The following is a 22,849-nucleotide window of genomic DNA, read 5'->3' as shown; positions in this document are numbered from 1 at the left end:
GTAGGATATAGTTAATATGTATATCCATTTGTTGTAGCACATTTGAGAAACCGATATATTTAGTGAGAGAAGAACTTAAAAATACAGATTGGCATACATATGGATTATCAATTTCTGACTACGACTACACGAAAAGATTAATCAATGAATTAATTGATGATAGAAATAAGCAGATTAAAATCAAAGGAAAAGAATTAGAAGCGCAAAAAATTGACTCTGAAGTAATTTCGGACTTAAATTATTACGCTTATATTGACAATTTATTTATCTGGCATTTTGGAATTTGGCGCTTACAAGGAATATTTGAGGGAATTTTAAAACAGGAATATTTTCCTGAAAAGAATATGCTTGGATTAAAATCAAAACTAGATTATACCAGAAAAGTTTCAAAAAAGATAAATCAAGAGGATTATAATGAATTACTTGAGTGGGGAAAGTTACGAAATGCTCTTTCTCATTTTCCGCCTGAACAATATAGACCATCATTGATTCAGGAAAGTGATTTTAATGAATATCTAGAACTATTAAAAAAAGTTACGACCGAATTAATAGATGAATAAAAGAAAATGTAAAATTATAAGGCTTTATATGATTAGTTTAGTCTGTATTGTCTGTTATATATTATTGGAGAATTCTAACATTATTTCTGAACTCGTTCAAATATCTGAAAAAGGTCGATATGGTGGATTTCCGACATTTTTTCTAACAGGATTATTCAAATACGGATTACTAATAGTTGGAATAAGTATTATTACAATTATGAGTTTTCTATTAATCAGAGAAAGAACAAAAAAACGAATGAATAAATAAAAACGTGCTACAACAATGTATAACCGTAATTACGGCGGATTCGACTACGTCCGAATTCACTCGGAATTGCTAACGCTAGTTCTTAACCGAAAATTATTAACTTTAATCCTGGAACTGACGGTTATACGAGACCGTTATAAAAGATTTGTCCGCTAGTGAACAGAGAAATAATTTTAATAATACTTCTCTTTTTTACATCATGTAAAAAGGAAAAACAAATTAATATAGAAAGCTTAAAGGAAACGATTGAAATTGGAAAGAGAGATTCTTTATCAATTTCAATCACTATGACACCAAATTCATTTACAGGTTTAAATGTTTGGTTAAAACCTTATGATGAATTTTATCTAGAATTTAAAAACAAAACTGAGAATGATAGCATTGTTGTAAAAAAGCTTCCTCTACTTTATGATAGTTATCAAATGAATTTTGGAACTTTTAGTTATAATAAAAATAATGATTTTATTATGATCAATAGACACTTTATAGCTAATCAAGATTATCCAGATATTGAACTAAAACTAGATTCTACAGTTTTAGAATACATAAAAAAACAACCAAAAAACATTATAACAGATAGCATTTACAAAAGCTATAGTGATTTAAGAACTAAACATTTTAAGAATAAAACAATAGAGAGTGAGAGTTATATAAATGATTTAGACAGTTTAAACAGATTTTTCAGAAAACTTTCAAATAACCAAACACCAAACTCTCAAATAAATGAAATGCTTTATTTGGACGAAATTCAAAAAGTAAATCCTAAAGACAAACGAGTTGAAGAATTTCTAAAAAATAGCAATTTAATAATGACTAGCGGTGCTCAATCAGGTCTATTATTCAATTATTTTAAAAATAATGCGGAGTTATTAGATTATGAGAATTTAAACACAAAAAACAACTCTGAAACCTATATTGAACTTCTTGCTATTGGTGCATACCGTTTTTTAAAATTTGAGGATAACAAAGGAGATACGAAATATAACAAAACGGTGGAGTGGTTAAAAACTACAGATTTTTATAAAAGAGATTCTACGCATATCAGAAAACAAATAACACCTTTAAATAATAAAAAATTCAAAGATTTTTTAAACAAAATAGAGATAACTGACATTAACGACAAGAAAACTAAGCTTTCGGAAATCATTGCTAAAAGTAATTCTAAATACTACTTGATTGACTTCTGGGCTACGTGGTGTGCACCTTGTATTCAAGGTGTAAAGAAGATGAACGATATGTCAATGCCAAAAAATGTAAAAATCATAAGCTTTAGTGTCGACAAAGAAAATGATAAGGAAAAATGGAAATTGAAAACCTTAGAATTGGAGCAGAAATTGACTTTTTGGTTTGATGAAAAGATAGAAAATAATAAAAGATTTACTGAATTTATAGAAATGCAGTCGATTCCTCGTTATGTACTAATTGATAAAAATATGAATTTGATAGACCAAGCATTTTATCATCCACAGGAACAACAATTTTTATCTAAATTGAAAGATATAAAAAACAGTAAATATTGGTAGGGATAAAAAAAAATACAATAATGTGTATAATCCATTGTTCGTAATCGCTTACTCTCATAAGTCCGATAGGACTTTCTATTCAGTCTTTCATTTACTAACTTTAGTGCTTCGTGATACTAAGAAATCATACACTTCACTGCCATTATTTCTTAAATTCTTTTTTCAAAAACACCAACTTAAAACGTAATCCAACCTCAGTAAAGGTAAAACCAGCAGCAGTAGCAGAAGCAATGTTACTGTGCGTGCCATAAACATTAAGTAAACTGCGCTCAGAAAATTTATAGCCAAAAGCACCTTGTATTCTATATGCTGTTTGTTTTGGGTCGTCTTCTATAAACTGGTAACCAAAAGCACCTGTAAGATTGTAAAACCATTCTTTTGGTTTGGCAACAGCCTCATCTTTAATAAGGTTTACAAAAACTTCGTAGGCATTAAACTTTTCCGGACTAAAGTAAATTGTTGGTACTTGGTCTTTAAAGGTAATGTGTTGGTAATTTATACCAGCCTTTACACCAGGCTTTGGTAAAATGTTATAGTATAATGAAGTAAATAACAGGTTTCTGGTATTACCATCATTTTGCGAGGTGTGGATTAACTGTGTGTACCAACCTAAGTTAAAATTTGTACTAAGATTGTAATTAGCATAGTAGTTGTTTTGCACTAACTCGCGGTCTAAGAGGTCTGCATTAAAACTTTCTACCTGGCGCTTATAACCTAGTTCTAAAGTTTGTAGTTTAAATGTTTTTATGTTTAATGATACGTCCGCTAATAGCTGGTTGTAATCATTGTTTTCGGCTTCGGCAGAATTAAGTCCAGCAATACCTTTCAGTGTTAAATTAGGAATTAATTGATACGATAACCCAAAGGACAAGTTATTTGCGCTTGCCGAAACGTCTGTAACACTATTGTTGGTTGTTCGGTAGCTGTAATTTCCTAATAATTGAAATTTAGTTGATAAAGGGTAGGTGACATCTGCAAAAAAGGTATAAGCTTTGTTATCTCCATTATCAAACGTATGGGATGCTTTGGTTTCTATCGTTGGACTAAAACTAAGATTTAATTGATTAATAAAATTAGTGGCATCCTTCTGTTTGTTGTAAAATTTTAAAGTGTTTTCTGCTGAGGTATATGCGTCTTCAGTTCTTCCTAATGCTTTTAAGACGTTAGCTTTTCCTAAGTTGCCATCAAAAGATGTACTGTCGTTTACAAGGATTTTATTATAGTCTTCAAGACTATTCTTAAAGTTACTTTTGTAGATATTTAAAGTAGCACGCAAGGCTAAAACCCAGTTGTCGTTAGGATATTCAGTATTAAGTTGATCTATCAGTGTTGTAGCAGTTTTAAACTTTTTGTTCCAGATTAAAGCTTGTGCATAGCGCTCTGTTGTTTGTTGTTTTATGGTCGCATCTGTTGAATCGCTAATGCTATTGTAGGCTTGAGTACTTAAAGCTAAAGCTTGTTTTTCTTTGCCTTTTAGATGAGAGACTAATGCCAAACCATTTAAGGCAATGATCTTATGTTCTGGTTGTTCAGCTAAACGATTGTATATGTTTTGCGCTTCATCGTACTTTTCCCATATTAAGTATAAATTACCAAGGTTGAGCAAAGTATCTTTATCGTCATTAAAAAGCTCTAGATTTTTATTTAAGAGTTCTTCGGCTTTTTCATAGTTCTGCCCTTGTTGGTTTTTGTAGGCATATCCTAAATAGATATACTTTTTTGAAGTTAGAGCGTTGGGATTTCCTGGAGATACATCTAATGCTCTATTGACGTAGGTTAGAGCATCTTCATATTCTTTTAGATTAGAAAGTGTGTTGGCAAAACCTAATAACGCAGCAAAGCTCTTAGGATCTTCGGTTACCAGGCTTTTGTAGTAAGACTTAGCGTCTTTAAAATTGCTGTTCCAGAGTAGAGATTCTCCGTAATTCAGTTTTACTTCAAAATCATTAGGGTAATCTTTAAGTAATTCTGAAAACAAAGCATTAGCAGCTTCTGCTTTTCCGTTTAGTCCAATAGCACGACCATAGCACAAACGTGCTGTTTTATTATTTGGGTAGTCCTTTAAAATAGTACTAAAGAATTGTTCTGCTTTTGCATATTGTCCGGTTTCAAGATATGTAAATCCCTCTTGCATATTTTGGGAAAAAGCATTCAATACGAATAAAAAAGCGAATATATAAGTGATTGATTTAAAGGGCATAAGGTGTTATTTTGTTTTGATATTGCAAGTTAAGCACTATTTTTCGTTCATTCATCTACAGTAAACTGCCATCCGTCGAAATAAAATGAACTTACATAGAAATAGATCTGATATTTGTGTCATAATTAAACGATTACCCAAAACAAATCTACCAAATTATGGCACTAAAAATTACAGAAACCAACGGAATATTTATTGTAGAGGGAATACTTAATGCTTCTACAGCAAGAGGATTAAAAAATCATTGCAAGTTATTGCTAGATACTTGTGGTGCGTTATGTATAGATATACAGCAGATTGCGTTTATAGACAGAAATGGCTTGTTAGCAATACGATCTTTGTATCATTATGCGTCACAAACTCATACTAAGTTTTCTGTAGTTGGAGATGGAGGTGATCATGATTTTATGTCTGAATTATTTTTAGCAGCATAGTTGCCATTATAATAAAGCCTTACCATGCAATTATTAGCCATTGTAAAATCGAGAAAAATTACACCAGAACAGCTCTTTATGTTAAGCGTTTTGGTTGTAAACGGAGGTAATTATTTGTACAACCTTATTTTGGGGCGTGTTTTGGGTCCTGCGCAGTTTGCAGATGCAGCTGTCTTAATTACATTTCTACTTGTACTTTCTTTCATAGCCATGACGTTTCAATTGGTAACAGCAAAGTTTTCTGTGTTGTTTGAGGGTGATACTTTCAAAAGTTTTGTAGCTAAGATTTACAAGCAATCGTTTTTGGTTGGTGTAGTGTTGGGTATTTTAATTGTGGTTTTTGCGTCGCAATTGCAATCTGTTTTTAATACATCATCATCAAATATGTTTGTGATATTTGGATGTGGTGTGCCGCTTTATTTTTTAATGAGTGTAAACAGAGGAACATATCAAGGTAAAAAATCATACAAAGATTTGTCTATTACCTATCAAGGAGAGATGCTTAGTAGGCTGATTATTACGCTGGCAATTATTTTACTTTTGGGTATTAAGGCTTCTTGGGTTATAGCTTTAGGTATATTGCTGTCTTTTGTTTTTGGTTTATACCCTTTTAAGACTAGTCAAATTAATTTCAATAAGACTTTAAATTTAAACGAAACGCACAGCAAACAAATAAAACGATTCTTTCTGTTAACAGCTTTCTATGAGCTAACCCAAATTATTATAAACAACAGCGATATTTTATTAGTAAAACATTATTTTGAATCTTACGAAGCCGGTTTGTATGCTTCTTTAGCACTTATTGGTCGTATCGTATATTTTATAGCATGGATGTTTGTAATGTTGCTATTACCAGCTGTTGTAGAGCTAAAAAAAGAAGGAAAAGAAACAGCTTCTGTGTTGTTTAAATATGTAGGCTATATTGCCATCATATCTGCAATTATAGTTATTGGTTGTGTGCTTTTTCCAGAGTTAATTATAACTATACTTTTTGGTGAAGCTTATATCGATATGGCACCATTACTATGGCAATATGCAATTGCTACTTCAATGTTTGCTTTGTCTAACATATTTGCTTACTACTATTTGTCATTAGATAAATATGTGCCAGTAATCATTTCGGGTGTATTTGGAATGTTGCAAGTTGTGCTGGTTGTGTTTTATCACAATAGCCTTACAGAAGTAGTACACATGCAAATTGTAGCTATGGTTTTGCTGTTAATCATTCAGTTAGTGTTCTTTAGACTCGAAGTCGTAAGACAAAAAAGATTGGTCTAAGCTAAAACGCAATTCGTCTACAGTAAATTGCTAACTGTCTAAAATGTAAATATTTAGTCCTAAATAAACCTCAAATTTGTAAAACAAAGATAAAACCTACTATCATGAAATTAGCCATTGTAACAGCATATCCACCAAGTAAAGTCACTTTAAACGAGTATGCTTACCATTTAGTAAAGCAGTTTAGAAAACATCAGAATGTTACTGAGCTAATTTTATTAACGGACAAAACAGAAGGCGACAAAGATCTTCAATTTGAAGAAGAAGGATGCAAGATCACAGTAAAAGAATGTTGGTCGTTTAACAGTTACAAGACTATTTTTTCAGTAACAAAAGCAATCAACCAAACAAAACCAGATTCAGTATTGTTCAATTTACAATTCATGAAGTTTGGTGACAAAAAAGTAGCAGCTGCTTTAGGTTTAATGTTGCCATTGGTCTGTAAACTAAAAAGAATTCCAAATATAGTATTGCTTCATAATATTCTAGAAGAAGTAGACCTTGGAAGTGCAGGTTTTACATCAAACAAAATGATGCAAAAAATATATGGCTTTATAGGTTCTACGTTGACACGATTAATTCTAAAAGCAGATACAGTTGCTGTAACTATGCAGAAGTATGTAGATATTTTAGAAGAGAAGTATAATGCTAAAAACGTAAAATTAATACCTCACGGTACTTTTGAAATACCAGCAGAGCCAGATTATTCTTTGCCAGAAGGACCGTTACAAATAATGACTTTCGGAAAGTTTGGAACTTATAAAAAAGTAGAAGGTATGATTGAAGCTGTAGAGAAAGTAAGACAATCTACTGGCTTAGATATGGAAGTTGTAATTGCCGGAACCGATAACCCAAATGTACCAGGATACTTAGCCAAAGTACAAGACGATTATAAACATGTGCCGCAAGTAAGATTTACAGGATATGTAGAGGAAGAAGATGTGCCTGTAATTTTTAACGAAAGTGCTGTAGTTGTATTTCCTTACACATCAACGACAGGAAGTTCTGGTGTGCTGCATCAAGCAGGAAGTTATGGTAAGGCTGTGGTAATGCCAGACTTAGGAGATTTAGCATTATTAGTACAAGATGAAGGCTATAAGGGTGAATTTTTTAATCCTACAAGTGTCGATAGTTTAGCGCAAGCTATTGAGGCTATTGTAACCAATGATGCTTACAGGTTAGAGCTGGCTAAAACAAATTACAAAGCAGCAACTGCGCACCCAATGTCTCAAATTGCAGATATGTATGTGCAAACGTTTCAGACAATTATAGAAGATAAAAACCTAGATAACCCTAAATTAAATAACGCCAACGAAGTTATTCTTTAGATGATATGTATTTAAAGGATGCCTTTTTTGCTCCATTTTTATTTATAAAACCAAAATGTTTCTGAACATTTTTTCGCCAAGGAAGTCTACCCACGACTTCCTTTGGTATTTTAGAAAAGTCATATAATGTCCAGGACATAAATGGAATGTCTTGTTCTGCAAAAGTCGATTGAATTTTTTTGTGGTATTCTGCTTGATCGTCTTCGGATGGTCCAAAAGGTTTCCAGAAACCGCTGTAAGACGACATACCATATTCAGTAATTACAATAGGTTTGTTTTTAATTTTAGATTTTAAATTGGTGTATGCTTCCGATAAATCATCAAGATTTTCATAGTAGTGAAACGAGATAAAATCGAGTTTGTCTTTAAGTATGTCACCACTTTCAATATTAGACCAACCTATGGTTACAGGATGATTGTTATCTACAGACTTTATCAAATCTATCATTTTGTCAAGCCAGGCAGTAACCAAGGATTTACCTCTGGACTCAAAATCTAAATTAGGTTCGTTTTTAATGTCCCAACCTAATAAAGCATCGTGATCTTTTAAAGCAGTAACTACTTTTTTTGCATGCTGTTGGGTTAAGGTCCAGTCTAAAACCGAATAGTCTCCATAAAAATCGAACAAGGTTATGAGTACTTTAAGATCTTCTGTCTTTGCTAAGTCTAAAAGTTGTTTTACTTGGTCTAGTTTTGTTGTATCTACGTTGGCTTTGCCAAAACTTTCGTAAGGAATAAAAACACGTATACTGTTGAGGTTAGCGCTTTTTATAATTTTAAAATCCTTAGCAATCGTATCGGCATTAAAATTGTCGCCATACATATCCCAAGCTGTCGCTTGTGGATAGTAGTTAATGCCCTTAATGTTTAGTTTTAAAGTATCTTGAGTGGTTTGATTTTCAAACGGACGACTTTCTAATTTTACCATATGTCGTATTCGCCAAAACCCATCTTCTAGTAAAAAAGTAACACGATAATCCGAAGTTTCTGTTGCGTCAAAAATTAGTTTGTTGTCTTTAAAAACGCGTTTGTATTCTACAACATCATAATCTGTTAACACAGCAAGTTGACCATCTTCACTAAAAAAATCGAGTTTAGGATTGTGAGATAATGTGGTGGCATCTATTGTAGTATTACTTTCAGTATTCAGCTGAATGATATTATAAAGATTCTCTCTGGAGCTTTCGGTATAATAATCAGTTATGCCTTCAGTAGTATTAGTTTTATATGCAACTTGCTTTACGTACCAAGCATCTAAATAATCTGTTTCAATGGCTTTTAGGGTTTGCTGGTCCATTGGTCTGCCTTCATTAGTTAAAGGTTGCCATTGCATTTGGGGCAGATATTGCTCTACTTTTTTTACTTCGGTATGAAGCATTTTGCTTCGGTCTGCACCAGTATTAAGGTAACTGTAAATAGACGAAATACCATAAACCACCAAACCAATGAGAATGATATAAGATATCATTAACGCTGTGCGTATTATATTTTTATTGATATTACTCATAGGTAATGGTACTAAAGGATTTTGTTGTTCCAGCAGCATAAAATTCAAAATTGTATTGTCCTTTTGGGAAACGGTCTTTGTTTAGTTTAAATGTCGCAAAACCTTCACGTGTTTCTTTAATCATTTTGTGGTCTAAAACATCATTTTTAAAGATTTTTAAACTCACATTGAAGCCATCTGGTACACGCTGATTCATAAAACTTTCTATTGGTCCTACAGTTATGGTGCGCTTATCTTCAGAAAAATGAATTTCAAAATCACCAATAGCTTTTTTATAAAAAATGGCAATAGTATTGCTTTCTGCCATACCTTCAACATAAGCTTTTACATCATAACGTTCTTCGTGGTCTGGGTGCAAAAATTTTGCTTTGGCAATGCCATTAATTGTTAGTCCAGATGTTGATGATTTGTAACCCTTGGAGTTAGTGAGGTGAAAATTTACAAAGGTGCCATCGCTAACTGTATTGCCGTAACGGTCTTTTAATTCTGAAGTTGAAAATGTAGTAATTTGATTTCCGTCTGCATACTCATGAATTCTGCTGTAATCAATTTCGAAATTCGTAGGAATAGCTGGTACCACATTAACATCATATTCTTTAGAATTAAGCTCTAAACATTCTGTACTTATAATGATGCGACCATCTTCTTTTTCAGAATATATATTTCTGTAAGCAATGCCATTTTGCATTACGATGTCGTTGCTGTAATTTTTGTTTATAAATTGATGCTTTACTTGCACTTTTGTGCTGTCTGCTAACGGATTGTCTAATGGGTCTGTAGGTATAGTAACAAGCATTGTATAATCTGTACCACCTGCTTCAATACTAGGAGGGCCAATGTAAGTTTCAATAGCTTTAATGTTGGATTGAGGTAGAATTTCGATATTGCCAGTTTCTATAATAGAGTCGTCAACCAATCTCCAATTTATTATGCCAGTTTTTATAGCAAAGGATTGCGGTAAGTTAAAGCTAAATGTAGTGTTTTCTGTCTTTGGAGATAAGATAATACTGCCATAGCTGTTGGCACAAAATAAATAAGTTGAAGCGGTTGCTTTACCTTTAAACTGAAGTGAAACATTTTCGCCAGCGACATAAGATGTTTGCTCAGTAAGTAACTCAATATTTTGCTTTGTCTTACCTGATTGTTGATTGCTGCTTGCCGCAAAAAACAGAATAAAAAGGATGATATAGAAATTTTTAAACGGCATTAATTAGGGTTTCCTATGTAAGTGTTAACTTCTAGTTTTACGTATTTATAAATCGGATGATTAATGGGTTGCAACTCATTATCATTGTGTTTAATAATTCGGTTTGGTACAATTTTGTCTGAAATGTTTTCGTTAGGCAAGCCGTTAACAAAACAATTCTCCATGCTATCACTGATTAGCCTGGTTGTTTCGTCTTTTAAAATTGAAATGTCAAACTGTTGTTGTCTTTGCTGTCGTATACCATCTTTAATAAAGATATGGTCTACCCAAACCAATGTTTTGTTTTCATCGTAATAAGATACCAATAACTGCGGTATGGTAACTTCTTCTGTACCACCATTAAATAAAGTTCCTGAGATTTCTGAGTCCGAAATAGTTTGAATAGCAATTGACGTGCGCTTATATAAATCTGAACTCGATACATTACCTGCTGCCTGAAGATTAAATTTGGTTGGTTGTTCTTCAAACTCTACTGGTGTAAATTCATCAGGATTAAAGGTTTTTGGGATAGAATCTTGTGTTTTAGACCATGCAATACCTTCAAAATTTATTCTAAATGAACTTACTTCTTTTGGCATTAACTTATGCTTTACGTGGTATTTGGCATTATAGGTTGCCAAAAACTTATTGTCATCGTTGTATAACGTGCCTTTAAGTACCACGTCTGCTGGTACATTGTCTATGTTTTGTACTTCGCCAATTAAAGCATAATGATTTTCAAACTTTACCAATTTAGCATCTAAAATTTCTAAAACAGGCTGTTTTAAAATATCTTCGTGATGGGTTTCTTCTGTGGTAATACGTCGTCTACCTTGATTAAAATAATCGGTCGTATTCATAGAATACAGTTGGTCTGGTGGTAGGTCTAAATCGATATCTTCTGGCTGTAAATACCATTTGCCTTTTACTTTTTCGAGATACTTATAATCGGTTTTTTTAATTTTTTCAAGAGGTGTAATCCATTCGGTGTTCACTTTTATGCTCGCTAAACTATCATTTTCGCTAATGGTTTCTGTAGTAATAGCATCGAGCTTAGCGTAAGAGCTTAATAAGCCATCTGTTACAGAAACTTCAAGCATGTATTGGTCTAGAGGCATATTGCTCTTTGGATTAATAAGGCTGTGTGCTTCTTTAAATCGTTTAAAATCTATAGCATCATAGTATGCGATAACGGCATTCTTTGCAGAATGGTGAGCGTCATTCTTAATGTAGAATAAATAAATGCCATAAAACACAATAATTGCTACAATAATGGACCAAACATGAGTGACTCTTAGTACAAGACGTGAGAATTTGTTATAGTTGTTCTTAAAATTTAAATAAACAGGTGGTGGAGCGTATTTAGTTTTTAAGGCATGCACCAATAAAAACTGAACATTAAGAATAAAAGCCACCAAAACAGTTAAAAAAGGCATTGTGCCCCAAAGAATCTTTAGCCAGGTCGCTACATCTTCTTTTGGAAGTATAGAAGACAAAGGTGGTACGTTGAGTTTTTCCCAAACCATAATACCATTTTCTAGTTGCCTTAAGCGTTGCCAACCACAGAAATATAGAATTGGGTCGTAAAATTTATCGTTAGAGAAAATGTATTTAAGATTGTATTTCTCTGGTGTGGTTAAAAACTGTTGTAACGAGCCAATACCTTCTACACCTTTGAATTTTGAGTTCTCTAACCGCTCAATAGGTCTTGTTGTAAGCTCTGGCAAACGTCTTGCTGAGTGGTAATTACCATCTACAGATAGTGCTTTGGTTTGCGCAGACAACCAAGCCATTTGGTCGCCAAAACCAAGGGTCATATAACGCCATTGGTCGTGATGATCCTGACTCAAAAAATTAATAATAGGTAGCATTTTAATTTTTTGAGGTTGAGAAGGTTTAAAGTAGCCTAAGCTTAGAGTAAAGATTGTCATAAACAGAAACAAACCGGCAAAAAGTCCGCCAGCCAATCTATGATACACATCACCAAGACGTTCTTGTATAAGTGTTTTTAAATCGCCTTCAACCAATCTGTATACAAATTCGCCAAAAAGCGGCAAAGACATAATGGAAGCCCATAGCGTAAAACGGTCTAGTGTTAAGATGTTAAAAGCTGTTTCGCCAAGAGCAATTCTAGGAATAGGTGTTGTGCCACCAGTACCCAAAATGGTGAGTATAGTTATAGATAAACCAAAAAACAGATAACGTTTACTGTAATAACGATAAAAAATATAAGGCAATAAGATGAGTAAAACTCCCCAAGGAATAAGGAAAAAAACGAGTCCAGAAGATGTTATTTCCAGGAAATTATCTCTAGAGCCATGCGGAATCGGTACCTGAGTTATTGGGTTGTTTTTAGAATTAATCCAATACGGTAAAATACAACCTACAATGATTACCAAGGATAACATTCCAAAGCTAACAATGCGTTTAAATAGTTTAAAAAAGCTATTGATAAAAAGTTTGATAGTAACCTGTTTGTAAGACTCTATACCTTCTCTGGCATGGTCCATTATTACCATTCCTATTAATGGAAAAATAAAAAACACCATTCCAAATATAGGAGTTACATGATGCGATGTAACTGTAACAGATATTAAAGATAATGAGGTTGCTAGGTAGCGAAATTTACCTGTTTTAAGCCATAGGTAGATTTCTGGCAAAGCATGCATTAAGACCGAAATACCAATAATACTAGGTAATTGACCAAAAATATGGAGTGTTTCGACAAAAGATGATGAAAAAACAGCTAAAACAGCTGCATAACCAGCAGCTTTCTTGCTTGCTGTTATTAAATAAGAAAACCTATAGACACCTGTGATAAAAAGAACAATGCCTATGAAAGCAACAGTAAACATTCCAAACTTTAACCCACCAATAAAAGATAATGCAGCAATAGATTGATGAACCAAAGGTGGATAGCTCATTACCGTAAAGCCAGTGTACCATTTATAGTTCCATGGCTCAAACCAGCTAGTGGCATAATGATCCGCAAAGAATAGATGGATAAGAGCGTCGTAAGTCGTCTCTAGAGTGAAAAATATAGATGTACCATGAAACACAATACCCATTAAAAGGGCTGCAATTAGGTATTTATTAGACTTTTCTTTCATCTATAGAATTAAGGTCAATTACTTTAAGTGTAAATATAAATAAATAAAAAAGGCTTAATAATTTTATTCGTCTTAGGAAATCTGCCATTCATCTACACTTACCTCTGTTTTTGTCTAATTATAAAGGTCTTACAGTCTCATATACAGTACTTTTGAAGTAAATATTAACCTATTATACCCAAATCATGAAAATTTTAGCTATTGATGATCAGCAGTTAGTTTTACTGCCACTAGAAAAAAGATTAACCGACTTAGGTTATGAGGTCGTTATAGAAACTGATGCCGCTTTAGGATTAAAGTTATATGACGAGTTTCATCCAGATTTAGTGATTGTAGATTTTAATATGCCAAGAATCTCAGGTTTTGATGTTGTAAACCATATTAGAAAGTCAAAACAACCTGAAACACCAATTATGATTTTATCTGGAAATACTCAAGATGCAATTATTACAGAAGCTTTTGAGTTGGGTGTTACAGATTACATGAAAAAACCTTTAAGCTTAAATGAGATTTGTGCACGTGTAAAGCGATTAATAGGTGTGCCAAAAATAGATGTTTCTAAAGCTAACGATAGCATTATGATTCAGCAACGTTGTGTAGGTGTGGTAATACCATGCTACAACGAAGAAGAGCGATTGTTGAGTGATGAGTTTTTAAAATACATTGATCAGCATACAGGATACTACTTGTGTTTTGTAAATGATGGTAGTAAAGACAGAACTTTAGAAGTGTTGTATGAGCTTCAAAAAGGAAGAGAAGACTTTATTACGGTATATAATTGTGAAAAAAACGGAGGTAAGGCAGAAGCTGTAAGATTAGGAATGTTACATATGTCTAAAAAAGAAGATTTAGATTATATAGGGTTCTTAGATGCAGATTTGTCAACCGATTTAAGGGATTTTGACGATTTGGTAAAAACCATAGAAAACTCAAATTTCAAAATCGTAAGCGGTTCTCGTATATCTAGAATGGGAGCAGATATTACTAAAGAATCAGCACGTAAAATCATCAGTCTTACAATCAATTTTATAATCAGAAAGATTCTAAAAATGGATTTTAAAGATACTCAGTGTGGAGCTAAAATTTTCCGTAAAGATGTTATCGATGTGGCTTTTGGTAAAAAGTTTGTAACACAATGGATTTTTGATGTCGAAATCTTTAAAAGAATGTCTATTCATTTTGGTTTAAGCAAAGCTAAAAAAGTGCTGTGTGAGCAACCATTAAAAAGATGGATTCATGCAGATGGCTCTAAGTTGTCAATGAAAGATTCAGTAAAAATAGTAATGCAATTAGCACAAATAGCTTGGGTTTATAGGTCTAAAAAATCATACAAGAGTACAAACGAAACAGAAGTTTTAAAAGTTGTGTAAATAGTTGTAAATAAATGAAGATAGGAGTTATAATCATATTTAGAAATAATGAGTCATCAATAAATGTAGATGACCTTAAAAAGCAAATAAAATCTACAGATGCTATGAAATTTTGCTTTGTAGATAATAATAGTAAAGACAATACAGTACAGTTATTAAATGAAGTAAAAGAAGACTCTGAAGAAAAGATAGAGATTGTAGAAATTAAGAAAGTGGTAACAGAACCTATGGCCAAAAGAGCAGGAGCTAGGTACTTATTTAATAACTACAATTTAAAATATACAGGCTTCATTAATCTTGAGTCGTTAAAAGGAGAAGGAGCCAGTCTTAATGCCATATTAGAGCATATAGCACAAGACGAGAGTTTTATTGAAGAGGTAAAGACAAAAATGGATAATGGTAATGCTAGGCAAAGTTTCTTCAAAGGGATTTTTTCAATAGTAGATTCTATTAAAGAGTTTAACACAAACTACAAGTCTTTAAGACTTAGCATATAAAATATTTAGAAAGATGAAAGCGTATCCAATAAAATTTAAGCCAATCTTGAAAGAGAAAATTTGGGGAGGAAATAAACTTTCAAAAATTTTAAACAAAGAAACAGATTTAACCAACGTAGGCGAAAGTTGGGAGATATCTGGTGTTGAAGGTAATATTTCTGAAGTAGCTAATGGAGACTATAAAGGTCAATCGTTAAACGATCTTATTAAGACCTACAAATCAGACCTTTTAGGTTTGGCAAATTCCGAACGTTTTGGTGAGGAGTTTCCGTTGTTAATTAAGTTTTTAGACGCAAAGACAGACCTGTCTGTACAAGTGCATCCAGATGATAAGATGGCAAAAGCACAACATAACTCTTTTGGTAAAACCGAAATGTGGTATATCATGGATAGTGATGATGATGCGGATATTGTACTGGGACTCAAAGATGAAAATACAGATAAGAATGTTCTAGAGCATATTAATGCAGATAATGTAGATAGTATCTTTAACAGAGAAAAAGTAAGCCAAGGCGATAGTTTTTTTATTCCAGCAGGAAAAATCCATGCTATAGGTGCAGGTGTTTTGGCAGCAGAAATACAACAAACCAGTGATATAACTTACCGAGTTTATGATTGGGATAGAACAGATAATACTGGTAAAAAGAGAGATTTGCACACAAAGCAAGCTATAAAAGCTACTAAATCTTTTAAATCTAATGGTAAGTGTAACTACAACTTAGCATCTAATAAAAACAGCAACCTGGTGTCTTGCGATTTTTTTACCACCAATATTTTTGAAGTAAAAGGTCTAAGGCAAATCAATTACGACGGTTTAGATTCTTTTGTAATATACATGTGTGTAGAAGGAGAAACAAAGATAGCTGTAGACGGACATACAGAAACTTTAAAAATGGGTGAAACCGTTTTATTGCCAGCAACAATGAAAACAGCCTTGTTTAATGGTAGAAACGCTAAGCTCTTAGAAGTGTATATTAAATCTCAGCAATCTCAGCACAATAAATTAGCAATTTAGTACACTTATAATTTTATATTTGCTCATCGTAAAAAATGAAATCAGATGAGTTTAGAAAGAGAACTTCAAAAGAGAAGTGGTAATACTTGTGAACTAAGTGGTGATACAGAAAAATTAGCGGTTTATATTGTTCCTGATGCCAAAGACTTAGCTTTATATGCTTCAGAAACTTGTATAGAACAGATGAACGATGCTGATAAAATTGATGCAAACCATTGGAGATGCCTTAACGATAGTATGTGGAGTGAGCATGATGCAGTAAAAGTAATGGCTTGGAGAATGCTTCACAGAATTGATGCAGACTGGACACAAGATTTACTCAATATGTTTTATATCGAAGATGAATTGTTAGAAGTAGCAAAAGCATCAGGAGATGGTGAAGATGATGAAAATAAAATTACACATCGCGATGTTAATGGAGTAGTTTTAGAGCACGGTGATTCTGTGGTATTAATAAAGGACTTAAAGGTAAAAGGGTCTAGTATGGTGGCTAAGCAAGGTACAGCAGTGAGAAATATTAGATTAGATCATGAAAATGCTGAGTATATAGAAGGTAAGGTAGATGGTCAGCAAATTGTGATTATTACACAATACGTTAAGAAGATCTAGTCCGTATCTTTTTTATTAAAAAAGTCAAAGCTAAGAGGTATCATAAATACCATAAATAAGTAGCGACCTGTTATTAGTCCATAGAGTGTTATTCCTGCGAGAATAACCATTAAAATTACTTTGTATTTGTATTTCATGATGTAAAGGTAAAGCCCTTATATATTTTATTCAAAACAAAAAATCAAAATGTTACAGATAAGACCAACTTGCGAGAATTGTAACAAAAAGCTTCCTCATAATTCTGATGAAGCTATGATTTGTACTTTTGAATGTACCTTTTGTAAAGATTGTGTAGAACTATTGCATCATATCTGCCCAAACTGTGGAGGTGGTTTTGAAAAACGACCAATTCGTCCCTCAAATTTGTTGAAAAAATATCCTGTTTCAACCAAAATAATATATAAACCTGTAGACTTAGAAGAACATTTTACAAGATTTAATATTAATCAGTAATTTTTCTTACAGTCTATCTATTTGTAAATGTGCTTTTTATCGAAAAAAATAAACAGTCGTTTTCAAATTATCCAAACAAAAATACCATTTGTCGATTTTCTGGGATGCCGAGAAGAATTAGTCAGATATTAGTGTCATCCCTTAAGAATTAATAGCACCAAATTTACAGATTAATAGCCCTAAATTATTATTAATGATTTAACAGTATTTATTATGGATTTACAAATTACCAACTACAACAATCGCTTTCAGATTAAAGGGACGCTAAACAAATTAAGTATCAAGACTTTTAATGCACATTTTGCTAATATTTTTGATAGACTAGATAATGTCTTATTAGATATAGAAAGTGTAGAAAGTATAGATAGAGCAGGTGTAATGGCCTTGGCAAGATTGCATAATGAGTCTATAACAAAATCAAAAAAACTATCTATTGTAGGTTTTGGTTGCAAAGAACTATATGACCACTTTAAATCAGAGGAGTCAGAAACTATTCAGGTTCCTGTTGGTTCTATAGTTGCAGCATAAGCTAGATTAAAATATATTATAAGAGTGCTTTAAAGTGTGTTTATGGTGACAGATAAATAGCTTTTAAGCACTTTTTATTTAGCAAGACATGTCTGCTATAATTTTCCATTCGCCATTAATCTTTTTAAAGATAATGATGAAAATACCATCAGCATTACCAGCTTCTCGCTTTAGGTGATATTCACCCATAACCCAATAATTATCACCTCCAATTTTTGAAATATCATTAATAACGAAATTAAGTGTGCCGCTTTCAGCCTTTGTAGGATAGCCTTTTTTGTAATTGTTTAATGTGTTTTCCCAACCGTAAGTTAATCCTCTGCTACCGTAAAATTTTAAAGAATCATTCTTCCAGTAGCCTTGCATAAACCCTTCTAAATCATGATTGCTCCATGCCTTTTCTTGCGTGTTAAGGACTTTTAAAATTTCTGCTTTGTCGGTTTCAAAAGTGTCTTTTTGTTGGTCTTGGTTATTATTGCAATTGAATAGTAAAAGCACTAAGACAAAATAGATAGATTTCATTACAAATAAGGTTTTTAGGTTTTTCTAAAAGTAATCATTTGTAATGAAATCTATACTAGTGCATTTTTAAAGTACTCCCTTTTGCTTCTTCAAAAAGGCATCTGCCTGATGTTGCATCAACTCACGTGCTTTTTTACGTTTGTAGTTCATCACCTCTTCTTCATCAGCAATTTCTGTGTACACTTTGTTGTTAATGTCATTGTCTGTTTTAACCAGTAATTGACGTTCTGCAACTTGTTGACTAACCCACGATTTAATAACAGTTTCCTGATCTTCTAGTTTGTAGTCGTACTCGCCTTTTGGTGATAAAAGTTTTGCGATAATAGGTGAAGTTTCAATAGCAAGAAACAACAGGAAAATAAAGAAAGAAGGCAGCCAAGGCAACGTGCCTAAAGCGGTAACTCTAGCCATTAGACCGTCAAAATTATCAATGATGGGTTGCGATTCTGAAACGTTGGCTTTATAATCGCCTTGCAAAGCAATAATTTCATTTTCTAAAGTTGTAATTTTTGCTTTGTTGTCGGTTTTTAGTTGTTGTAGTTCTGCCAAAGCAGTGTCGTGTTTCTCACGTTTTTCTTTGTAAACAGGCCCTTTTCCTAATTTCATTGATCCAGAGGTGCCTTCCGCTTCTGTTATAAAGGTGTCGTAAAGCGCATTGACTTCGGTTTCTTTAGCATCTATTTCATTTTGTAAGCCTAAAATCTGACCTTCTAATTCTGCTATTTTAGGATTGAATTGTTGCGCAATTTGATTTTGGTTGGCAAGTGTTAAATCATTCTTTTGTTCTAATAACACCTGATTGATTTCCTTTTCAAAAATCTTAAGTTCCAAAGGTTTTGAAATCACCACAGCAATTATAACAGCCAGAAAAATTCGTGGTGCAGCTTGTAGTAATTCGTCTAAAAAACTGTTTCTTTTTTTTATAGTTGAAACAATGTATCGATCTAAATTAAAGATTAAAAGTCCCCAAACCAATCCAAAACCAATGGAAGTGTAGAGGTTATCAAAAACCGTGTATAATGCATAACTTGCAGCAATGGTTGCCATTAATGCAGTAAAAAACACAGTAGCGCCAATGCCAGCATATTTATTTTGCTCGCCATTAGAGCAGTTATCGAGAATATTGGTGTCTGCTCCCGAACATAGGATAAAGAATTGTTTTAACATAACTGTTTGTTTTGATTGATTGATGTTAAGCTATGCATGTAGCATATCTTATAGGTTATTAGAACGCTAAAATTGTGGTTTTGTTACATTTTTAAGATAAAAAAAGCCTCGCATTGCGAGGCTTAAGTACTAATTTGTAACGGTAATCAATATTGGTGGTAATTCTTTACCATTTTTATCATATATATCAAAAAGAGTAACAACATAATTGGGTTCAATATGATTTATATATGATTTAACTTTATCGTTCAAGGTGTTACCTTTATTAATATGTATTAGGTTATTTGGAAACTGAATTTTAAAGGATGTAATTTTATTTTCTTTTAATGTAATTTTTAAATTTTTCAGTTTTTCCTTAGTAAGCGAAATATCTCCTCCTTTAATTTGTTTTCCATTAATAATAGGGTACTGAGTAGTTCTGTCACTAAATAAATCAATTTTACCAGTACTCTTACCATTATCATCAGTGTATTCGTATGAAGCAGTTGACACTTTAACTTTCCATGGGCTATTATCGTTGGTGTTGTCTGTCTTTTTTTTAGAGTCACCAGAAGTACTAAAAATTTTCTTCTCCTTAGCTTTTGCTTCTTCAACGGTTAACCCAGAGTATAAGTTTAATGATTTCTTTGGTAAGTTAGATTTAGATACATTTTCTAAATACGAAATACTACCACAAAAGACATTAACCTCTTTAAGTTTCGTTTGAATAGATTTAGCTAAATCTGCACTTTTATTTTTTTCTATGGCAATTGAAGCCATAACATATTTTCGATGATCTTCGGTAGATAAATGTTTGTTGAGTTTAGCAACTTGATTGTTAATGGCATCTTCTTTAATACTTTTTCCATTTAATTGAATGTTATTGTCACTATCAATATAGATTTCAATAGGTTCAATTTTGTTAGTTTGGTATACTCCATTAGCATTTGGTCCACCCTTAGATGTTTTCTTAGGTGGCTCAGGCGCAGGAGGAGGTGGCGGAGGCGGAGGGATTTGATTAGTGTCTATAGTGAAGACTTCAAATCCAGATTTTTGTACTATAGATTTTACTTCATTAACTGTTTTTTCAGGCGCTTCCGAATCAAATTGAATAGCTACTGTCCCTTTTGAGTTTTTAGTTTTAGATAGCTTTTTCAGTTTCTTCTTAATGCTTTCTAGTGTTCCGACTTCATCATCAACTAATAGTTGTCCCTTTCTGTTGACTAGAATCCACATGACTGGTTTTTGTTGGTTAACTTCCTTATTTTTAAAATTAGGATTATAAATTACCGCTTGACCATTAGAAACTTCAATATTTGTTAAATTATCACCAATAGCTACCATAATTTGGTTAATAAAGTCATTGTGAATGCGTCTTCCATTTGCTTTTAAAATCAATTCAGCCTTTTTATAATTAGTAATTTCATTAAAGTCCTTTTGAATGGTTTTTAAGGATGTGGACTTATTGTTTAGGAATAAATTGTTGTCCTTATCAATATACAAATTTGGTATGTCAAGGTAAGATTGATGAACTTGTTTTATGATATCTTCTGATAAAGGTGTTGGAGGAATTAACTGATTTTGTTTTAAGATTTCTGATGTAAATTTTTTGTAGTTATAATCTAGAAACTCATAGGTGCTTACTAGTTCTTTGATGTCAGTTTTTCGTTTGTTTTCTGGGAGTGCCATTTCATTCTCATAGTTGGCAAATACTTCAGTATAATGGCTTATCATTAATCTAACAAATAAATTATAAGCATCTGTTGTCACTAAGTTAAGGACGGATTGCTCTTTCATTTCTGCCAATTTTGAAATTGGTGTGTAAGAAAACGTTATAAAGTCTGATGCTTTGTATTTTTTTAAGTCGTCTTTAGATATATAGTTTCCATCGACTTTAATGATATAGTTTTTCGAATTCTTAGCTTCTTCAAAATGTGCTTCTGTAACATCTATTCTATGATAAGGAATCTCATTAGCATATACCCATTTAATTTTGTTATTATAATCTAATTCAAAAAATCGTTTACTTACTTTACGGCCTTGCTTGTCTTTTACTACAAAAAATTGATTTTTATAGTAGTTTTCTTCTGCTCTCTTTTGTAAGTCGTCACTAATTTGTTCTAGATTAGGAACTTTTTCATTGGTCATACCCAATTGATTAACAGCTTGTTTTTGGTTTTTGGGTAAAGAAAATGCCAAATTAACCCAAGCCGTGCCTTTTAATCCATTTAGTAAAACACCAGATTGATTAGGCTCAATAGAAAATGCAAATTTATCGGTATCTAAAGTGTTTCCTTCCGAGAAACCAAAGTCGTTAATGATGTAAGGTTCAGAGTTGGGTTCTAGTACTAGATGACTCCATCTGCAACCACTTTCGCATCTAAGCTCTAAAGTGTTTCCGTTTTTTTCAACAAAAACTAAAAATGAATTTACCTCTGTTGTAAGATTTTCTGTTTGTTCTTTCTCAACATATTCTCGTTCAGCAAAGCTGTAAAAAAGAATAGCTAAAACTGGTAATACCAATAAGGTACTTAACCAAATTCGGGTTTTGGAGGTTTGTGTTTTCATAACTGTAAATCGTTTTTTGAATGATGAATAATTGATGGCACTCGCTAATTGATGATTGTGAGTGTTTGATGAAAATTGTAATAATATATTCTGATAGCTTTTAGTAGTAATACCTTGCTGCAATACAGCGTCATCTGCTAAAAACTCGTGATTTAGTTTTATATGATGTTTTAAAATATAAACCAAAGGATGAAACCAAAAGACAATTTGTAACAATTCCAACAACAAAATGTCTAAGCTGTGCCATTGCTTGGCATGCGTTTCTTCATGTAGTCTGACTTCTTTGGGTATTTGGTTGTTTTCAAATTGTTGCTGGTTAACAAAAATGTATTTAAAAAATGAATGTGGTATGCGATACGCTTTTAGTAATACGTAGATAAAATTTCGGTTGCGTTGTTTATCGTTTGTTGCAATTTGTCTGTATAGTCTAAACAGGTTAACCGCAAAACGAATTGCAAATAGCGTTGCTCCAAGTATGTAGATAGACCAAAGAATAATTTCTAAAGTAAGTACAGGTGAGGTCTCAATGGGTTGAGGTGTAACTTCTGCTTCTATGGGAATAAATGCAGTTGTGATTTCAAAATTTTGAACAATAGGTTCTATATATTCAATAATGGTAAGCTGCGGAATTATTAAAGCCATGGCAAACGAACCCAACAGATAAAATCTTTTGAAGTGATGCATTTGTTGCTTTTCTAAGAGTAGCACATAGGTTAGCCAAAACACCAAAAGACAAGCCGAAAATTTTAACAAAAATAGTTCCAT

Annotated in this window: 18 protein-coding genes; 11 read left to right on the top strand and 7 right to left on the bottom strand. The window is 32.6% G+C overall.

The features are described from left to right. Nucleotides 1–62: 62 nt before the first annotated feature. Nucleotides 63–560 carry a hypothetical protein gene (locus P7122_RS08455; protein WP_278005355.1) on the top strand — a complete coding sequence of 166 codons (498 nt, stop codon included), beginning with the start codon at nt 63–65 and terminating at the stop codon, nt 558–560. Nucleotides 561–965: 405 nt separating this feature from the next. Continuing rightward, nucleotides 966–2,333 carry a TlpA family protein disulfide reductase gene (locus tag P7122_RS08450; RefSeq protein ID WP_278005354.1) on the top strand — a complete coding sequence of 456 codons (1,368 nt, stop codon included), beginning with the start codon at nt 966–968 and terminating at the stop codon, nt 2,331–2,333. Nucleotides 2,334–2,475: 142 nt separating this feature from the next. On the opposite strand, the gene P7122_RS08445 is transcribed toward P7122_RS08450, so the two are convergent. Continuing rightward, nucleotides 2,476–4,467, bottom strand: coding sequence for a tetratricopeptide repeat protein (locus tag P7122_RS08445; RefSeq protein WP_278005353.1), 1,992 nt, complete (start codon nt 4,465–4,467; stop codon nt 2,476–2,478). A 224-nt stretch (nt 4,468–4,691) separates the two neighbouring features. Here P7122_RS08445 and P7122_RS08440 point away from each other — a divergent pair, with 224 nt between their 5' ends. The 3 genes from P7122_RS08440 (at nt 4,692) to P7122_RS08430 (ending at nt 7,573) form a co-directional block, all read left to right on the top strand. Continuing rightward, nucleotides 4,692–4,967 (top strand): STAS domain-containing protein, encoded by a 276-nt coding sequence (locus tag P7122_RS08440; RefSeq protein WP_278005352.1) that lies wholly within the window; start codon nt 4,692–4,694, stop codon nt 4,965–4,967. Nucleotides 4,968–4,991: 24 nt separating this feature from the next. Further along, nucleotides 4,992–6,245, top strand: coding sequence for an oligosaccharide flippase family protein (locus P7122_RS08435; RefSeq protein ID WP_278005351.1), 1,254 nt, complete (start codon nt 4,992–4,994; stop codon nt 6,243–6,245). Between the two features lie 104 nt (nt 6,246–6,349). After that, nucleotides 6,350–7,573 (top strand): glycosyltransferase, encoded by a 1,224-nt coding sequence (locus P7122_RS08430; protein WP_278005350.1) that lies wholly within the window; start codon nt 6,350–6,352, stop codon nt 7,571–7,573. On the opposite strand, the gene P7122_RS08425 is transcribed toward P7122_RS08430, so the two are convergent. Genes P7122_RS08425 through P7122_RS08415 form a run of 3 tightly spaced genes read right to left on the bottom strand, consistent with a single transcriptional unit; the run spans nt 7,563 to nt 13,376 of the window. Continuing rightward, the gene (locus P7122_RS08425; RefSeq protein WP_278005349.1) at nt 7,563–9,080 is read right to left on the bottom strand and encodes a cellulase family glycosylhydrolase; all 1,518 of its coding nucleotides are present in this window, start codon (nt 9,078–9,080) and stop codon (nt 7,563–7,565) included. The genes P7122_RS08430 and P7122_RS08425 overlap by 11 nt on opposite strands. Then, nucleotides 9,073–10,287, bottom strand: a complete 1,215-nt coding sequence (locus P7122_RS08420; protein ID WP_278005348.1) for a hypothetical protein — start codon at nt 10,285–10,287, stop codon at nt 9,073–9,075. Before P7122_RS08420 ends, P7122_RS08425 begins: the two co-directional genes overlap by 8 nt. Next, complete coding sequence (locus P7122_RS08415; protein WP_278005347.1) at nt 10,287–13,376, bottom strand: putative glycosyltransferase family protein; 3,090 nt, start codon at nt 13,374–13,376, stop codon at nt 10,287–10,289. The genes P7122_RS08420 and P7122_RS08415 overlap by 1 nt, the downstream gene beginning before the upstream one ends. Nucleotides 13,377–13,561: 185 nt before the next feature. Here P7122_RS08415 and P7122_RS08410 point away from each other — a divergent pair, with 185 nt between their 5' ends. From P7122_RS08410 to P7122_RS08385, 6 genes are all read left to right on the top strand, one after another. Then, complete coding sequence (locus tag P7122_RS08410; protein WP_278005346.1) at nt 13,562–14,746, top strand: response regulator; 1,185 nt, start codon at nt 13,562–13,564, stop codon at nt 14,744–14,746. Between the two features lie 14 nt (nt 14,747–14,760). Next, entirely contained in the window at nt 14,761–15,243 is a 483-nt protein-coding gene (locus P7122_RS08405; RefSeq protein WP_278005345.1) for a glycosyltransferase family 2 protein, read from the top strand. Nucleotides 15,244–15,256: 13 nt separating this feature from the next. Then, complete coding sequence (locus tag P7122_RS08400; protein WP_278005344.1) at nt 15,257–16,258, top strand: type I phosphomannose isomerase catalytic subunit; 1,002 nt, start codon at nt 15,257–15,259, stop codon at nt 16,256–16,258. A 45-nt stretch (nt 16,259–16,303) separates the two neighbouring features. Next, nucleotides 16,304–16,867, top strand: coding sequence for a PhnA domain-containing protein (locus P7122_RS08395; protein WP_278005343.1), 564 nt, complete (start codon nt 16,304–16,306; stop codon nt 16,865–16,867). Nucleotides 16,868–17,053: 186 nt separating this feature from the next. Then, the gene (locus tag P7122_RS08390) at nt 17,054–17,320 is read left to right on the top strand and encodes a DUF1272 domain-containing protein (RefSeq protein WP_278005342.1); all 267 of its coding nucleotides are present in this window, start codon (nt 17,054–17,056) and stop codon (nt 17,318–17,320) included. A 213-nt stretch (nt 17,321–17,533) separates the two neighbouring features. After that, nucleotides 17,534–17,848: an STAS domain-containing protein gene (locus P7122_RS08385; RefSeq protein WP_278005341.1), complete on the top strand. Its 315-nt coding sequence runs from the start codon at nt 17,534–17,536 to the stop codon at nt 17,846–17,848. Between the two features lie 78 nt (nt 17,849–17,926). On the opposite strand, the gene P7122_RS08380 is transcribed toward P7122_RS08385, so the two are convergent. From P7122_RS08380 to P7122_RS08370, 3 genes are all read right to left on the bottom strand, one after another. Further along, complete coding sequence (locus P7122_RS08380) at nt 17,927–18,370, bottom strand: YybH family protein (protein WP_278005340.1); 444 nt, start codon at nt 18,368–18,370, stop codon at nt 17,927–17,929. Between the two features lie 66 nt (nt 18,371–18,436). After that, entirely contained in the window at nt 18,437–19,537 is a 1,101-nt protein-coding gene (locus P7122_RS08375) for a DUF4407 domain-containing protein (RefSeq protein WP_278005339.1), read from the bottom strand. A 129-nt stretch (nt 19,538–19,666) separates the two neighbouring features. After that, the gene (locus P7122_RS08370) at nt 19,667–22,849 is read right to left on the bottom strand and encodes a M56 family metallopeptidase (RefSeq protein WP_278005338.1); all 3,183 of its coding nucleotides are present in this window, start codon (nt 22,847–22,849) and stop codon (nt 19,667–19,669) included.

The organism is Winogradskyella marincola, assembly GCF_029624125.1.
Classification (GTDB): Bacteria; Bacteroidota; Bacteroidia; order Flavobacteriales; family Flavobacteriaceae; genus Winogradskyella; species Winogradskyella marincola.
The sequence above is the reverse complement of the archived record's forward strand: the minus strand, read 5'-3'. Positions and strand labels throughout refer to the sequence as shown.

Bases quoted from the DNA above. Each gene is read 5' to 3' on its own strand.
- P7122_RS08445 (WP_278005353.1), bottom strand. From the start codon at position 4,467: ATGCAAGAGGGATTTACATATCTTGAAACCGGACAATATGCAAAAGCA.
- P7122_RS08440 (WP_278005352.1), top strand. From the start codon at position 4,692: ATGGCACTAAAAATTACAGAAACCAACGGAATATTTATTGTAGAGGGA.
- P7122_RS08435 (WP_278005351.1), top strand. From the start codon at position 4,992: ATGCAATTATTAGCCATTGTAAAATCGAGAAAAATTACACCAGAACAG.
- P7122_RS08430 (WP_278005350.1), top strand. From the start codon at position 6,350: ATGAAATTAGCCATTGTAACAGCATATCCACCAAGTAAAGTCACTTTA.
- P7122_RS08425 (WP_278005349.1), bottom strand. From the start codon at position 9,080: ATGAGTAATATCAATAAAAATATAATACGCACAGCGTTAATGATATCT.
- P7122_RS08420 (WP_278005348.1), bottom strand. From the start codon at position 10,287: ATGCCGTTTAAAAATTTCTATATCATCCTTTTTATTCTGTTTTTTGCG.
- P7122_RS08415 (WP_278005347.1), bottom strand. From the start codon at position 13,376: ATGAAAGAAAAGTCTAATAAATACCTAATTGCAGCCCTTTTAATGGGT.
- P7122_RS08410 (WP_278005346.1), top strand. From the start codon at position 13,562: ATGAAAATTTTAGCTATTGATGATCAGCAGTTAGTTTTACTGCCACTA.
- P7122_RS08405 (WP_278005345.1), top strand. From the start codon at position 14,761: ATGAAGATAGGAGTTATAATCATATTTAGAAATAATGAGTCATCAATA.
- P7122_RS08400 (WP_278005344.1), top strand. From the start codon at position 15,257: ATGAAAGCGTATCCAATAAAATTTAAGCCAATCTTGAAAGAGAAAATT.
- P7122_RS08395 (WP_278005343.1), top strand. From the start codon at position 16,304: ATGAGTTTAGAAAGAGAACTTCAAAAGAGAAGTGGTAATACTTGTGAA.
- P7122_RS08390 (WP_278005342.1), top strand. From the start codon at position 17,054: ATGTTACAGATAAGACCAACTTGCGAGAATTGTAACAAAAAGCTTCCT.
- P7122_RS08385 (WP_278005341.1), top strand. From the start codon at position 17,534: ATGGATTTACAAATTACCAACTACAACAATCGCTTTCAGATTAAAGGG.
- P7122_RS08380 (WP_278005340.1), bottom strand. From the start codon at position 18,370: ATGAAATCTATCTATTTTGTCTTAGTGCTTTTACTATTCAATTGCAAT.
- P7122_RS08375 (WP_278005339.1), bottom strand. From the start codon at position 19,537: ATGTTAAAACAATTCTTTATCCTATGTTCGGGAGCAGACACCAATATT.
- P7122_RS08370 (WP_278005338.1), bottom strand. From the start codon at position 22,849: ATGGAACTATTTTTGTTAAAATTTTCGGCTTGTCTTTTGGTGTTTTGG.